The organism is Pseudomonas defluvii, from assembly GCF_001695625.1.
Lineage (GTDB): Bacteria > Pseudomonadota > Gammaproteobacteria > Pseudomonadales > Pseudomonadaceae > Aquipseudomonas > Aquipseudomonas defluvii.
In genome coordinates, this window is the sequence record NZ_MBPN01000034.1 from 35758 (window position 1) to 49306 (window position 13549).

Annotated in this window: 12 protein-coding genes and 1 pseudogene; 11 read left to right on the forward strand and 2 right to left on the reverse strand. The window is 59.3% G+C overall.

What is annotated here, in order from left to right; translation table 11 throughout:
- Positions 1 to 86: 86 nt before the first annotated feature.
- A pseudogene (locus EKA13_RS28840) lies at positions 87 to 803 on the reverse strand (HAMP domain-containing protein); the annotation flags it as partial.
- 513 nt (positions 804 to 1316) lie between these two features.
- Complete coding sequence (locus tag EKA13_RS11815; RefSeq protein WP_065759582.1) at positions 1317 to 2204, reverse strand: LysR family transcriptional regulator; 888 nt, start codon at positions 2202 to 2204, stop codon at positions 1317 to 1319.
- A 130-nt stretch (positions 2205 to 2334) separates the two neighbouring features.
- Here EKA13_RS11815 and EKA13_RS11820 point away from each other — a divergent pair, with 130 nt between their 5' ends.
- From EKA13_RS11820 to catA, 11 genes are all read left to right on the forward strand, one after another.
- On the forward strand, positions 2335 to 3291 hold the full coding sequence (locus EKA13_RS11820; RefSeq protein WP_065759583.1) for an AraC family transcriptional regulator: 957 nt from the start codon (positions 2335 to 2337) through the stop codon (positions 3289 to 3291).
- Positions 3292 to 3454: 163 nt separating this feature from the next.
- Positions 3455 to 4789, forward strand: coding sequence for an MFS transporter (locus tag EKA13_RS11825; RefSeq protein WP_065759584.1), 1335 nt, complete (start codon positions 3455 to 3457; stop codon positions 4787 to 4789).
- 80 nt (positions 4790 to 4869) lie between these two features.
- Positions 4870 to 6123 (forward strand): OprD family porin, encoded by a 1254-nt coding sequence (locus EKA13_RS11830; RefSeq protein WP_065759585.1) that lies wholly within the window; start codon positions 4870 to 4872, stop codon positions 6121 to 6123.
- A 104-nt stretch (positions 6124 to 6227) separates the two neighbouring features.
- Complete coding sequence (locus EKA13_RS11835) at positions 6228 to 7184, forward strand: AraC family transcriptional regulator (protein ID WP_065759586.1); 957 nt, start codon at positions 6228 to 6230, stop codon at positions 7182 to 7184.
- Between the two features lie 105 nt (positions 7185 to 7289).
- Positions 7290 to 8648, forward strand: a complete 1359-nt coding sequence (benA, locus tag EKA13_RS11840; protein WP_065759587.1) for a benzoate 1,2-dioxygenase large subunit — start codon at positions 7290 to 7292, stop codon at positions 8646 to 8648.
- Positions 8645 to 9133, forward strand: a complete 489-nt coding sequence (gene benB / locus EKA13_RS11845; RefSeq protein WP_065759588.1) for a benzoate 1,2-dioxygenase small subunit — start codon at positions 8645 to 8647, stop codon at positions 9131 to 9133. The genes benA and benB overlap by 4 nt, the downstream gene beginning before the upstream one ends.
- Before the next feature lie 39 nt (positions 9134 to 9172).
- Positions 9173 to 10183 carry a benzoate 1,2-dioxygenase electron transfer component BenC gene (gene benC, locus EKA13_RS11850; RefSeq protein WP_065759589.1) on the forward strand — a complete coding sequence of 337 codons (1011 nt, stop codon included), beginning with the start codon at positions 9173 to 9175 and terminating at the stop codon, positions 10181 to 10183.
- 62 nt (positions 10184 to 10245) lie between these two features.
- Positions 10246 to 11007 (forward strand): 1,6-dihydroxycyclohexa-2,4-diene-1-carboxylate dehydrogenase, encoded by a 762-nt coding sequence (locus EKA13_RS11855; protein WP_065759590.1) that lies wholly within the window; start codon positions 10246 to 10248, stop codon positions 11005 to 11007.
- A gap of 19 nt (positions 11008 to 11026) precedes the next feature.
- Positions 11027 to 12148 carry a muconate cycloisomerase family protein gene (locus tag EKA13_RS11860; protein ID WP_065759591.1) on the forward strand — a complete coding sequence of 374 codons (1122 nt, stop codon included), beginning with the start codon at positions 11027 to 11029 and terminating at the stop codon, positions 12146 to 12148.
- 14 nt (positions 12149 to 12162) lie between these two features.
- Positions 12163 to 12453 carry a muconolactone Delta-isomerase gene (gene catC / locus EKA13_RS11865; protein ID WP_065759592.1) on the forward strand — a complete coding sequence of 97 codons (291 nt, stop codon included), beginning with the start codon at positions 12163 to 12165 and terminating at the stop codon, positions 12451 to 12453.
- 39 nt (positions 12454 to 12492) lie between these two features.
- Positions 12493 to 13425: a catechol 1,2-dioxygenase gene (gene catA / locus EKA13_RS11870; RefSeq protein WP_065759593.1), complete on the forward strand. Its 933-nt coding sequence runs from the start codon at positions 12493 to 12495 to the stop codon at positions 13423 to 13425.
- Positions 13426 to 13549: the final 124 nt, after the last annotated feature.

Sequence of the window (13549 nt, forward strand, 5' to 3'; positions counted from 1 at the left end):
TGCGCATCATTGACCAAGTGCGTCGATGACTGGCCCAAGGTGCAGCCTACTTGGGCTACCGTCGCAATTTGCCCCCTGAGGCCGGCAACGAACTGATTGAAGCCCGCAACCACTTCACCGATCTCATCATCGTTGTCCTGGCGCAGCGTACGGCTGAGGTCACCATTACCGGTGTTCAAATCGCGTAACGAACTGGACATCCGGTTGAGGGGGGGCAGGACGCGGCGGCTGATCAGCCAAAGGGTGCCAAGGATCAATAGCAACGCTATGCCCCAGGCCACGAGCGTATTGACCTTCAGGGACTCACGCACTTCGCTGGTTTCGCTGAGGGTTGTCTTGTACTTGGCCGACAGCGGGTCACGTAGCCCGGCGAACGCACGAATCACTTCTGCCGAACGCTGGTCGAAGTCTTCCATCACCTTGTCGCCAGACTCCTTGCCGGGACCGGTGTAGGCCTGGAACATGCGCAGGCCCACATTGTCGAGCCGTTCTGCCGGGGCGTTCATCGCCTCCAGTTCGAGGCGGAATGCTGGAATTGCCTGCTTGAGTTCGTTCAGCTTCTCCTGCATCCGCTGAAAGTGCCGATGGGCGGTGGCGGCTGCCTCGTTTTCGCCGGTCAAGCTTGCGTCGGTGTAGAACTGCTGAATTTGCGCCGTGTGGTAACGAAGTTCTTCTACCTCTTGCTGGGCACTACTGAGGTTTTCCAACTGTCGGCTGAGATCATCCAGGCGGTTGACCTGATGAGAAATCCAGAATGACAGCCCCAGCGCCACAAGGATCAGTGCTGTAGCGCTGCTGATCATCAGGCGGGTAATAGTGAACTTCACGAAACGCTCCTTACAATGTAGTTAAATCGTGCAATCTAGAACATGAGCCGCGGTGCACAGTGCGTCAGCCGAAGTACTGTTCATTCGGCCAATAGTGCCTTGCTGATAAATCAGTTTATTAACGATCGTTTCCAGCGATGGGATAACACAGGGCACGAACGTGAGGATGCGGGATAGTTATTTGCCTATCTTACTATTGCGCGAGCGCCCGTGCGCTTACATTTTCAACGGGTTTTCATGTACTTAAGTACTGGTTTTGTTGAAGGCAACAGGCAAGCGACGCGATATTAATCAACACCATCACCTGACGGTGATGCTGTATTGATTCAGGTCAACTAGAACAGTATTAGTTGAGAGTGATACGCAACTAAAGGCCTATTCAGAAGTGCAGTACAGATTTTGTAAGTTGTTGATTTTTATAGTTTAAATTTCAACTAACAGTTTTTCCCTTAACCCTTGGCATCTGCAAGGTGGTCCTGCACTGGCGCTTCAGGCGTTGTTATCCACAGCCTGCATCTGTTCAATCAGAGCCAGGCAGTGCTTGAGCAGGGGTGAGTTATCCCCAGCCCGGCGGCTGAGAATGATGGGTGAAACCGCCGAGGTTTCGGTCAGTGGTGCGTAGATGATGTCTGCACGGTGCTGGGTTTGTACCGACGCGGGTACCAGGGTTATCCCCAGCCCGGCCGCCACCAGCCCGAGGGCAGTCTGCAGTTCATTGGTCCATTGCACTACCCTGACGCTGAGGCCATGGTTGGCGAACAGTGCCATGATGTGGTCGGCGTAACTTGGCCGTGGCGTGGCGGGGTAGAGCACAAAGGGTTCGCGGGCCAACAGCGCCAGGTCCAGCGGCTGCCCCAGTAAGGGATGCCCGCAAGGCAAGGCGGCAACCAACGGGTCTTCGCGCAACACATGCTGTTCAATGGCCGGGTCATTGATGCGGATACGGCCGAAGCCGATATCGATGCGCCCGGCCTTCAGGGCCTCGACCTGTTGCAGGGTAATCATCTCCTGCAGGCCCAGCTCCAGATCCTCGGAGCGACGCAGTTGGCGGATCAACTCCGGTAGCAGGTCGTACAAGGTCGAAGGTGCGAAACCGATCCGCAACCACTGGCGCTCACTGTTGGCAATGCGTCGGGTGGCTTCGGCAACTTGTTCAAGCTGGTCGAGCAGGGCGGCGCTCTGTTCATGGAAGAAGCGCCCGGCTTCGGTCAGGCGCAGCGGACGGCTTCGCTCCAGCAGCTCTACGCCAAGGGTTTCCTCCAGTTGGCGGATCTGTCGACTCAGCGGTGGCTGGGCAATGTGCAACTGTTCGGCGGCGCGGGTGAAATTCAGGGTCTGCGCCAGCACGCGGAAATAACGCAAATGGCGCAGTTCCATGATACCTCCAAGGTATGGTTACCCACTTAACGGATATTGGACTGCCCACATCGACTAACGCAAGCTGGTCGCCTGTGGATAACCAGACCCTGTGGATATCGACATCATAATAATAAAACGAGGCCAGCCTATGAGCAGCCACCTGCTGAGCGAGCGCAGCCGTGTATTCGAGCGCGCCGACCCTTATGTGGTCTCCGACTACGTCAATCAGCATGTCGGCGGCCATTGCTTGCGCCTGCCCAGAACTGGCGACCTGCAGGCCAGTATCAACCATCGCAAGTTCGCCAGCCTCGACTTGTGTCGCCTGAGCTATGGCGGCAAGGCGCAGGTCACGTCCCCCGCGCTGGGCACCCTGTATCACTTGCAGATCCTCCTCAAGGGCCATTGTCTTTCGGCTTGCCGTGGCAATGAGCACCCTTACGTTCCAGGCGAGTTGCTGTTGATCAACCCCGATGACCCGGTAGACCTGACCTATTCGGCCGACTGCGAGAAATTCATCCTCAAGCTGCCGGCCAGCCTGCTCGAACAGACCTGCCTGGAACAGCGCTGGCAGGTGCCTGAGGGCGGCATTCGCTTCACATCGGCCCGTCACAAGACCCAACCGCTGGATGGTTTCATCGGTTTGCTCGGGTTGGTCTGCGCTGAGGCCGAGTCCGACCATTCGCTGTTGCAGGTTCAGGAACACTACGGCCGTATTGTCGCCAGCAAGCTGCTGACCCTGCTGGACAACAACATTCAACGGGGGGAGCCGCAGGTTCAGGCTCATTCCTTTGAGCAGTTGGTGGAGTACATCGACGCCAACCTGAATCAAGACATCAGCATCGTGCAGTTGATGAATGTGGCGCGGGTCAGTGAGCGAACGCTGTATTCACTGTTTGAGCGCCATGCAGGCCTGTCGCCGAAGGGGTATGTGCGCCAGCGCAAACTGGAGCGTATCCATGCGGTCTTGCAGGATCCGGCCAGCAGCGTACGCAACGTGACGGAAATCGCCTTGGACTATGGTTTTCTGCACTTGGGGCGCTTTGCCGAGAGTTATCGCCAGCGCTTTGGCGAACTGCCCTCGGTGACCTTCAAACGCCACCGCTGACACCTGGTCAGCCCCTGCGCTATCTGGATAGCGATTCGCAGGAAATGGCTATTGCCATGCTCGACGTCTCCCTAACCTGAGTGTGCGAACACCGCCAGGCCCCAGCGCCGAGTGGGTATTGCGCCTTCGGGTTTCGATAACAACAACAAAAGAGACGCGCACCATGCGAGCAGTCGATATCAATGCCCTGATCGATCAGGCGAAGTTCAATCCCTTTCACTGGCGCGTGCTGTTCTGGTGTGCGCTGATCATCATCTTCGACGGTTACGACCTGGTCATTTATGGCGTGGTGCTGCCGGCATTGATGCAGGAGTGGGGCATGACCCCGCTGCAGGCCGGTGCCCTGGGTAGCTATGCGCTGTTTGGCATGATGTTCGGCGCACTGGTGTTTGGCCCGTTGTCGGACCGCATCGGTCGCAAGAAGGCAATCACCCTCTGCGTGATCCTGTTCAGTGGCTTTACGGTACTCAACGGTTTCGCCCGCAACCCTACGGAGTTCGGTCTCTGCCGGTTTATCGCCGGTTTAGGAATCGGCGGCGTCATGCCCAACGTGGTGGCGCTGATGAACGAATACGCACCGAAGAAAATTCGCAGCACCCTGGTCGCGATCATGTTCAGTGGTTACTCGGTGGGCGGCATGCTGTCTGCCGGGCTGGGCATTGTGCTGTTGCCGGCCTTTGGTTGGCAGTCGGTGTTCTATGTGGCGGTCATTCCGCTGCTGACGCTGCCGTTGATCTTGCGCTTTTTGCCGGAGTCCCTCGGTTTTCTGGTACGTCAGGGCCGGGTAGAGCAGGCTCAGCAACTGTTGCAGCGGGTTGAGCCGAGCTATCAGCCGCAAGCGGGCGATCGGCTTGAAGCCGCCGCAGGCAAGGCGCCGGGTGCGGCGGTACCGCAACTGTTCCACGAAGGTCGGGCGCTGAACACGCTGATGCTCTGGGTGGCGTTCTTCTGCTGCCTGCTGATGGTTTATGCCCTCAATTCCTGGCTGCCGAAATTGATGAACAACGCAGGTTATGGCTTGGGTTCCAGCCTGGCGTTTCTGCTGGTACTGAACTTCGGTGCGATCTTTGGCGCCGTGGGCGGTGGCTGGATTGGCGACCGCTTCAAGCTGGACAAGGTGTTGGTGGTGTTCTTTGCGGTGGCGGCCCTGTCCATCAGCCTGTTGGGCTTCAAAAGCCCGACACCGGTGCTTTACCTGCTGATCGCGATTGCCGGTGCGACCACCATCGGCACGCAGATTCTTGCCTATGCCTGTGTTGCACAGTACTACCCGATGGGCATCCGCTCGACGGGCCTGGGTTGGGCCTCGGGCGTTGGTCGCAGTGGGGCCATCGTCGGGCCGCTGTTGGGGGGCGCATTGCTGGGTGTCCAGCTGCCATTGCCGCTCAATTTCCTGGCGTTCGCGGTACCGGGTGCCGTCGCCGCCTTGGCGATGATGGTGTTCGCCAGCCGCTCGCCGTTCGCCAGTCAGGCGTCGTCGTTGCCCGCCAAAGCCTGAGCACCAAGCGGCCGGCTATGCCGGCCATCAAAGCTCCGCGTAGCACCGGTTAAAACAACAATAAAAAGAGCACGTTACCCATGAACAACCTCCGTCATTCCTGGTTGCTGTCCACCCTTGCCTTGTGTGTTGGTGCCAACGCCGCTGAGCCCGGCTTTGTCAGCGGTTCGAGCGCTACGTTGCAGGCCCGCAACTACTACTTCAGCCGCGATTTCTCCGACATCGTTGGCGCCAACAAGCAATCCAAGGCCGAGGAGTGGGGGCAGGGCTTTATCTTCAACTTCAAGTCCGGCTATACCCCTGGCCTGATCGGTGTGGGTGTCGATGCCATCGGCGTGGTGGGGTTCAAGCTCGACAGTAGCCCTGATCGTACGGGTACCGGGCTATTGCCGGTGCACGGCGATGGTCGCGCCGCTGATGAGTACAGCCGGGTCGGCGGCACCCTCAAGCTGCGTTACTCGAAGACTGAGTTGAAGGTCGGCGAATTGCAAACCAACCTGCCTATTCTCCAGTACAACGACTCAAGGCTGCTGCCACCGACCTATCAGGGGGCAAGTATCACATCTTCAGAACTTGAGGGCCTGACGCTACAAGCCGGGCACTTGAGCTCCACCAGCCTGCGCAACGAGGCCGGTGACGAGAAAATGATTGCAGTGCTCGGCCATGTTCCCCAGCGTAAAGCCGATAGCGATGCGTTCAATTTTGCCGGGGGCGACTACAGTTTCAACGGCAATCGCAGCACCGTCAGCCTTTGGTACGGACAGTTGGAGGATATCTACCAACAAGGGTTTGTCGGTTTCAAACACAGCCAGCCGTTGGGCGATTGGACGCTCGGCGCCAACCTCGGCTACTTCTCTGCCCGTGAGCAAGGAGCCAGCAAGCTGGGGGATATCGACAACCAGGCGTTTTACTCGTTGCTCTCAGCCAAACGTTCCGGGCATACCTTCACGGTGGGCTACCAGGCAATCTATGGTGATGATGCCTTCCCCCGTGTGTTCCCGAACATTTCGCCATTGGGCAACGAAGTACCGACCTATGAGTTCGCCTACACCGACGAACGTTCGTGGCAGGTGCGTTACGACTATGACTTCGTTGCCATGGGCATTCCTGGGCTGACAGCAACCGCACGCTACCTCAAAGGCGATAACGTCAACACCGGTTTGGGGTATGAGGGCCGGGAGCATGAGCGCGATTTCGATCTTGGCTACGCGGTACAGGGCGGAGTCTTGAAAGGCTTGGGAATCCGCGTGCGCAATGCCATGGCGCGCTCGAACTACCGTTCTGACATCGATGAGAATCGCTTGATCCTGAGTTACACCTGGATCTTGTTGTAAGGGCTGGCAGGGTGGGTTCCCACAGGGGACCACCCATCTCACGTTTATCCACAACCCCTGAGGATCACATAGACTGAGCAGACAAAAACAACGAGTACCCTGGTATGGATAGTCCCCTGCTTAGTCATCGCAGCCGGGTTTTTGAGCGTGCCGACCCCTATGCCGTGTCGACCTACGTTAACCAGCACGTCGGTCAGCATCATATTCGACTACCGCGCAATGGCCTCCCGGAGGCCAGCCTCGATCACCGAAAGTTTGCCAGCCTGGACCTGTGTCGGATCAGCTATGGTGGCGAGGTGAGGGTGCTGTCTCATGCCCTGGAAAGTGTTTTTCATCTGCAGATTCTCTTGCGGGGGCACTGTATGTGGCGCCGGGGTCGGGCCGAGCGCCTGCTCGGTCCGGGTGAGCTGTTGTTGATCAATCCGGATGAGCCGGTGGACCTGGCGTATTCCGCCGACTGCGAGAAGTTCATCCTCAAGCTGCCGGCTCGCCTGCTCGATGCGGTTTGTGATGAGCAGCGCTGGCAACGCCCCAGTGAAGGCGTCCGGTTTATCCACAGCCATTACCAACTGCTGGCGCTGGAAGGTTTTGCCGGGCTGTTGACGATGGTCTGTCATGAGGCCGAGGCCTTTGATTCGCTGCAGCGTGTCCAGGAACACTACAGCCAGATCGTTGCCAGCAAGCTGCTGACGCTGATGCAGACCAACGTCAGCCGCGAGAGCCTGGGCAGCCAGGCCGTCACCTTTGAGCGTATTGCCGAGTACATTGAGCGCAATCTCAAGCAAGACATCGGCATTGAGCAACTGGCGCAGCAGGCTAGCATGAGCCTGCGTTCGCTCTATGGGTTGTTCGAACGCAATGCCGGTACCACCCCGAAGCACTACATTCGGCAGAAGAAGCTTGAACGCATTCGTCGCAACCTCAGCGACCCGGACTGCAGCGTGCGCAACATCACCGAACTGGCCCTGGAATACGGCTTTGTTCACCTGGGCCGATTCTCGGAAAGTTACAAAGCGCTGTTTGGCGAACTACCCTCCGATACCCTCAAGCGTCGCCCCTGACGTGTTTGCAGAAAACGGATAAAGGTCTGCACAAAGCGGATATTTACCTGAGCCTGCGCTCCCTACCCTGACATGGCCTGAACAATAACAACGGAGGCCCCGGCCATGTCCCTGGGATTCGAATACCTTAATTCCCTGCTTGAAGAAGATCAGGAGAAGGGCATCTACCGCTGCAAGCGCGAGATGTTCACCGACCCCCGTCTGTTCGAACTGGAAATGAAACACATCTTCGAGGGCAACTGGATCTACCTGGCCCACGAAAGCCAGATTCCCGAGAAGAACGACTTCCTGAGTACCACCATGGGGCGCCAGCCGATCTTCATCGCGCGCAACAAGGATGGGGTACTCAACGCCTTCCTGAATGCCTGCAGCCACCGCGGTGCGATGCTCTGCCGGCACAAGAGTGGCAACCGCTCTTCCTATACCTGCCCGTTCCACGGTTGGACCTTCAACAACTCCGGCAAACTGCTCAAGGTCAAGGATCCGGTCGATGCCGGTTACCCGCAGAGCTTCAATTGCGAAGGCTCCCATGACCTGACCAAGGTTGCGCGTTTCGAGTCTTACCGCGGCTTTCTGTTTGGTAGCCTGAACCCGGATGTACTGCCTCTGGTCGAGCACCTCGGCGAGTCGGCCAAGATCATCGACATGATCGTCGACCAGTCACCGGACGGCCTTGAAGTGCTGCGTGGTTCTTCCACCTACATCTACGAAGGCAACTGGAAGCTGACCGCCGAGAACGGCGCCGACGGCTATCACGTCAGTGCCGTGCACTGGAACTACGCCGCCACCCAGAACCAGCGCAAGCAGCGCGAAGCGGGTGAAGAGGTCAAGACCATGAGTGCCGGTGGCTGGGCCAAGAATGGCGGTGGTTTCTACTCCTTTGACAAGGGCCACCTGCTGCTCTGGACGCGCTGGGCCAACCCGGAAGACCGTCCGTTGTTCGAGCGTCGTGATGAACTGGCTCGCGACTTCGGTCAGGCCCGTGCCGACTGGATGATCGAAAACTCGCGCAACCTGTGCCTGTACCCCAACGTTTACCTGATGGATCAGTTCAGCTCGCAGATCCGTATTGCCCGGCCGATTGCCGTGGACAAGACCGAGATCACCATCTACTGCATCGCGCCCAAGGGTGAAAGCGCCGAGGCCCGTGCCTTGCGTATTCGTCAGTACGAAGACTTCTTCAACGTCAGTGGCATGGCGACACCGGATGACCTGGAAGAATTCCGCTCCTGTCAGATGGGTTACCAGGGCAACCGTGGCTGGAATGACATGTCCCGCGGGGCTACGCATTGGGTTGAAGGCGCCGACGCCGCGGCCCAGGAAATCGACCTGCATCCACACCTCAGCGGTGTGCGTACCGAGGATGAGGGCCTGTTTGTACTGCAGCACAAGTACTGGCAGGAAACCATGCTCAAGGCCCTTGAAGCCGAGCAGCAGTTGATCCCTGTGGAGGCCGTGCAATGAGCATTTCCTACGAAGCCGTACGCGACTTCCTTTATCAGGAAGCCCGCTACCTGGACGACAGCCAGTGGGATCAATGGCTGGAATGTTATGCCAGCGATGCCACGTTCTGGATGCCGGCATGGGACGACAACGACCAGCTTACCGAGGACCCGCAGCGGGAAATCTCGCTGATCTGGTACGGCAACCGTGGCGGTCTGGAAGACCGGGTGTTCCGGATCAAGACCGAACGCTCCAGTGCGACCATGCCCGACACCCGCACCTCGCACAACATCAGCAACCTCGAACTGCTTGAGCAGAGCGATGGGCTGTGCCACCTGCGCTTCAACTGGCACACCCTGAGCTTCCGCTACAAGACCGTGGACAGTTACTTCGGCACCAGTTTCTACACCCTTGATGTGCGTGGCGATCGCCCGCTGATCAAGGCCAAGAAAGTGGTGTTGAAGAACGACTACGTACGCCAGGTCATCGACATCTACCACATCTGACCCGGTTTTCGAGCAACAACCTGATCCACGAGGTGCGCCATGCACAAGATCGCCTTGAATTTCGAAGACGGGGTCACCCGCTTCATCGACGCCGCTGGCGGCGAAACCGTGGCCGATGCGGCCTACCGCCAGGGTATCAACATCCCGCTGGACTGCCGTGATGGCGCTTGCGGAACCTGCAAGTGCTTTGCCGAGGCCGGTCGTTACGACCTGGGCCAGGAATACATCGAAGACGCCCTGAGCGAGGAAGAAGTGGCCCAGGGCTACGTGCTGACTTGTCAGATGCGCGCCGAAAGCGACTGTGTGATCCGCGTACCGGCCTCGTCACAGGTGTGCAAGACCGAGCAGGCCAGCTACCAGGCCAGCATCAGTGACGTGCGCCAGCTCTCAGACAGCACCATTGCGCTGTCGATCAAGGGCGAGGCGTTGAGCCGCCTGGCATTTCTGCCGGGCCAGTACGTCAACCTTGGCGTACCGGGCAGCGAGCAGACCCGTGCCTATTCCTTCAGCTCACTGCAGAAGGATGGCGAAGTCAGCTTTCTGATCCGCAACGTGCCGGGTGGGCTGATGAGCAGCTTCCTCACTGGCCTGGCCAAGGCCGGTGACAGCATGACCCTGGCCGGTCCGTTGGGCAGTTTCTACCTGCGCGAGATCCGTCGTCCGCTGCTGTTGCTGGCTGGCGGTACCGGGTTGGCACCGTTCACCGCAATGCTCGAGAAAATCGCCGAAGAGGGCAGTGCGCATCCGCTGCACCTGATCTACGGGGTCACGAACGACTTCGACCTGGTTGAACTGGATCGTCTGCAAGCCTTTGCCGCGCGCATTCCCAATTTCACCTTCAGCGCCTGTGTGGCCAACCCCGACAGCCAGCACCCTCTCAAGGGCTATGTCACCCAGCACATCGAGCCGCGCCACCTCAATGACGGTGATGTCGATGTCTACCTGTGCGGCCCGCCGCCCATGGTCGAGGCAGTCAGCCAGTACATCCGCGAGCAGGGCATCACCCCGGCGAACTTCTACTACGAGAAATTCGCTGCGTCCGCGGCCTGATCCTTTTTTGGAGCCGTTCGCATCGTGCGGGTACGGGCGGCTCTTTTTTATTCGAGGTTGTCATGGGCAACAGATTCGACAACAAGGTCGCGCTGGTTACGGGTGCGGCGCAGGGTATCGGTCGGCGTCTTTCCGAGCGCCTTCTGGAAGAGGGTGCCGTACTGGTCGCGGTTGACCGTTCGGAGCTGGTGCATGAGCTGCAGGCCGAAGGTGTATTGACCCTCACCGCCGACCTGGAACAGCACAGCGAGTGCCAGCGTGTGATGGCGGCAGCGGTGGAGCGCTTCGGTCGGCTCGACGTGCTGATCAACAACGTCGGCGGGACCATCTGGGCCAAGCCTTTCGAGCATTACCAGGCCGACCAGATCGAGGCCGAAGTGCGTCGTTCGCTGTTCCCGACCCTTTGGTGCTGCCACGCTGCGCTGCCGTACATGCTTGAGCAGGGCCACGGGGCCATCGTCAACGTCTCCTCGATTGCCACGCGCAGCATCAACCGCGTGCCTTACGGCGCGGCCAAGGGCGGGGTCAATGCATTGACCGCGTGCCTGGCCTTCGAGACTGCCGAGCGTGGTGTGCGGGTCAATGCCACGGCGCCGGGCGGCACGCAAGCACCGCCCCGTCGCGTGCCGCGCAACAGTGCCGAGCAAAGCGCGCAGGAACAGGACTGGTACCAGCAGATCGTCGACCAGACCTTGGATAGCACCTTGATGAAACGCTACGGCAGCCTCGACGAACAGGTCGGCGCGATTCTTTTTCTCGCCTCCGACGAGGCCTCTTACATCACCGGCACGGTGCTGCCGGTCGGTGGCGGCGACCTCGGTTGAGCCCCCCTGGAGAATCCTGATGAGTTACCCCCTGATCGAGAGCATCTCGACAACCATCGTCGACCTGCCGACCATCCGCCCGCACAAGCTGGCCATGCACACCATGCAGCAGCAGACCCTGGTGATCATTCGTCTGCGCTGCACTGACGGCATCGAAGGTCTGGGCGAGGCCACCACCATCGGTGGTCTGGCGTATGGCAATGAAAGCCCGGAAAGCATCAAGCAGAACATCGACAGCTACTTTGCGCCGATGCTGATTGGCCTCGATGCCAGCAACATCAACAGTGCCATGCAGCGCTTGGACAAGGTGATCAAGGGCAATACCTTCGCCAAGTCGGGCATTGAAAGTGCCTTGCTCGATGCCCAAGGCAAACGCCTGGGCCTGCCGGTCAGCGAGCTGTTGGGCGGGCGAGTGCGTGACAGCCTGGAAGTCGCCTGGACCTTGGCCAGCGGCGACACTGCCCGCGATATCGCAGAAGCCGAGCAGATGCTCGATCAGCGTCGCCACCGTATTTTCAAGTTGAAGATCGGCGCCAATGAAGTGGCCCATGACCTGCGCCACGTCATCGCGATCAAGCACGCCTTGGGCGACCGCGCCAGCGTGCGGGTCGATGTCAATCAGTACTGGGACGAGTCTCAGGCGATTCGCGCCTGTCAGGTGTTGGGTGACAACGGCATCGACCTGATCGAGCAGCCGATCTCGCGCATCAACCGTGCCGGTCAGATACGCCTGAACCAGCGCAGCCCGGCACCGATCATGGCCGACGAGTCCATCGAGAGTGTCGAGGACGCCTTCAGCCTGGCCGCCGACGGTGCCGCCAGCATCTTCGCCTTGAAAATTGCCAAGAACGGTGGCCCGCGTGCGGTGTTGCGCACCGCCCAGATCGCCGAAGCCGCCGGGATCGCCCTGTATGGCGGAACCATGCTCGAAGGTTCTATCGGCACCCTGGCCTCGGCGCATGCCTTCGTCACCTTGAACGCGCTCACCTGGCACACCGAACTGTTCGGCCCGCTGCTGCTGACTGAAGAGATCGTCGTCGAGGCACCGGTGTACCGCGATTTCGCCTTGCACGTCCCGCGCACCCCAGGCCTGGGCCTGACCCTGGATGAAGAGCGCCTGGCGTTCTTCAGCCGCCGCTGAATAGGAGAGCCCACATGTTGTTCCACGTGAAAATGACCGTGAAATTGCCCCTCGACATGGACCCGGCCCAAGCGGCCCGGCTCAAGGCTGACGAAAAGGCGCTGGCCCAACGTCTGCAGCACGAGGGTATCTGGCGCCACCTGTGGCGCATTGCCGGGCATTACGCCAACTACAGCGTCTTTGACCTGCCCAGCGTCGAAGCGCTGCACGACACTCTGATGCAACTGCCGCTGTTCCCCTACATGGACATCGAGATTGACGGCCTGTGCCGGCATCCCTCGTCGATCCATTCCGATGACCGTTGATCGCTGATTACTGATAACAACAATTCGAGGTAGCCAATCATGACCGTGAAGATCGCTCACACTGCCGATGTGCAAAAATTCTTCGAAGAAGCCAGCGGCTTGCTTAATCAGGAAGGCAATCCACGCCTGAAGACCCTGGTCAATCGCATCATCAATGACGTTGCCCGGGTCATCGAAGACCTGCAGGTGACGCCGGATGAGTTCTGGAAAGCAGTGGATTACCTCAATCGCCTGGGCGCACGTCAGGAAGCCGGTTTGCTGGTGGCCGGTCTTGGCCTGGAGCACTACCTGGACCTGCAACTGGATGCCCAGGATGAAGCCGCAGGTTTGTCCGGCGGAACGCCGCGAACCATTGAAGGCCCGCTGTACGTAGCCGGTGCGCCATTGGCCGAAGGTGAAGTGCGGATGGACGATGGTCTTGATGCTGGCACCGTGATGTTCCTGCAAGGGCGGGTACTGGATGAGCACGGCCAACCGGTAGCCGGCGCGGTGGTCGACTTGTGGCACGCCAACACCCAGGGGACGTACTCCTACTTCGACAGCACCCAGTCGGACTACAACCTGCGTCGTCGCATCATCACCGATGCAGAAGGCCGTTACCGTGCGCGCAGCATCGTGCCGTCGGGCTATGGCTGCCCAGCGGACGGTCCAACCCAGGAGCTGCTTGACCAACTGGGCCGCCATGGCAATCGCCCAGCGCATGTGCACTTCTTTATCTCTGCACCGGGTCACCGTCACCTGACCACCCAGATCAACCTGTCCGGTGATCAATACCTGTGGGATGATTTCGCCTACGCCACCCGCGATGGGCTGGTCGGTGAACTGCGCTTCGTCGAAGATGCTGCGGCTGCCGATGCCCGGGGTGTCGAAGGACGCTTTGCCGAGATGGACTTTGACTTCCAGTTGCAGGCCGCGCCGCAGCCAGCCTTTGAACTGCGCAGCAATCGTCCGCGTGCCTTGCAGGATGCCTGAGTAACGCACTCGGTTTGTCGCCGGCCTAGCCGACGCCTGTATCAATGATATGAACCATTGATGCAGGCGTCGGCTTTGCCGGCGTTCTGCGTTAAGACAAGCACAAGCCCATGGTGGCCCGATG

What these genes read in the sequence shown, in the direction of transcription:
- EKA13_RS11855 (WP_065759590.1), top strand. Translation starts at nt 10,246, where the DNA reads ATGGGCAACAGATTCGACAACAAGGTCGCGCTGGTTACGGGTGCGGCG.
- catC (WP_065759592.1), top strand. Translation starts at nt 12,163, where the DNA reads ATGTTGTTCCACGTGAAAATGACCGTGAAATTGCCCCTCGACATGGAC.
- EKA13_RS11825 (WP_065759584.1), top strand. Translation starts at nt 3,455, where the DNA reads ATGCGAGCAGTCGATATCAATGCCCTGATCGATCAGGCGAAGTTCAAT.
- EKA13_RS11860 (WP_065759591.1), top strand. Translation starts at nt 11,027, where the DNA reads ATGAGTTACCCCCTGATCGAGAGCATCTCGACAACCATCGTCGACCTG.
- EKA13_RS11815 (WP_065759582.1), bottom strand. Translation starts at nt 2,204, where the DNA reads ATGGAACTGCGCCATTTGCGTTATTTCCGCGTGCTGGCGCAGACCCTG.
- EKA13_RS11830 (WP_065759585.1), top strand. Translation starts at nt 4,870, where the DNA reads ATGAACAACCTCCGTCATTCCTGGTTGCTGTCCACCCTTGCCTTGTGT.
- EKA13_RS11820 (WP_065759583.1), top strand. Translation starts at nt 2,335, where the DNA reads ATGAGCAGCCACCTGCTGAGCGAGCGCAGCCGTGTATTCGAGCGCGCC.
- catA (WP_065759593.1), top strand. Translation starts at nt 12,493, where the DNA reads ATGACCGTGAAGATCGCTCACACTGCCGATGTGCAAAAATTCTTCGAA.
- benC (WP_065759589.1), top strand. Translation starts at nt 9,173, where the DNA reads ATGCACAAGATCGCCTTGAATTTCGAAGACGGGGTCACCCGCTTCATC.
- benA (WP_065759587.1), top strand. Translation starts at nt 7,290, where the DNA reads ATGTCCCTGGGATTCGAATACCTTAATTCCCTGCTTGAAGAAGATCAG.
- benB (WP_065759588.1), top strand. Translation starts at nt 8,645, where the DNA reads ATGAGCATTTCCTACGAAGCCGTACGCGACTTCCTTTATCAGGAAGCC.
- EKA13_RS11835 (WP_065759586.1), top strand. Translation starts at nt 6,228, where the DNA reads ATGGATAGTCCCCTGCTTAGTCATCGCAGCCGGGTTTTTGAGCGTGCC.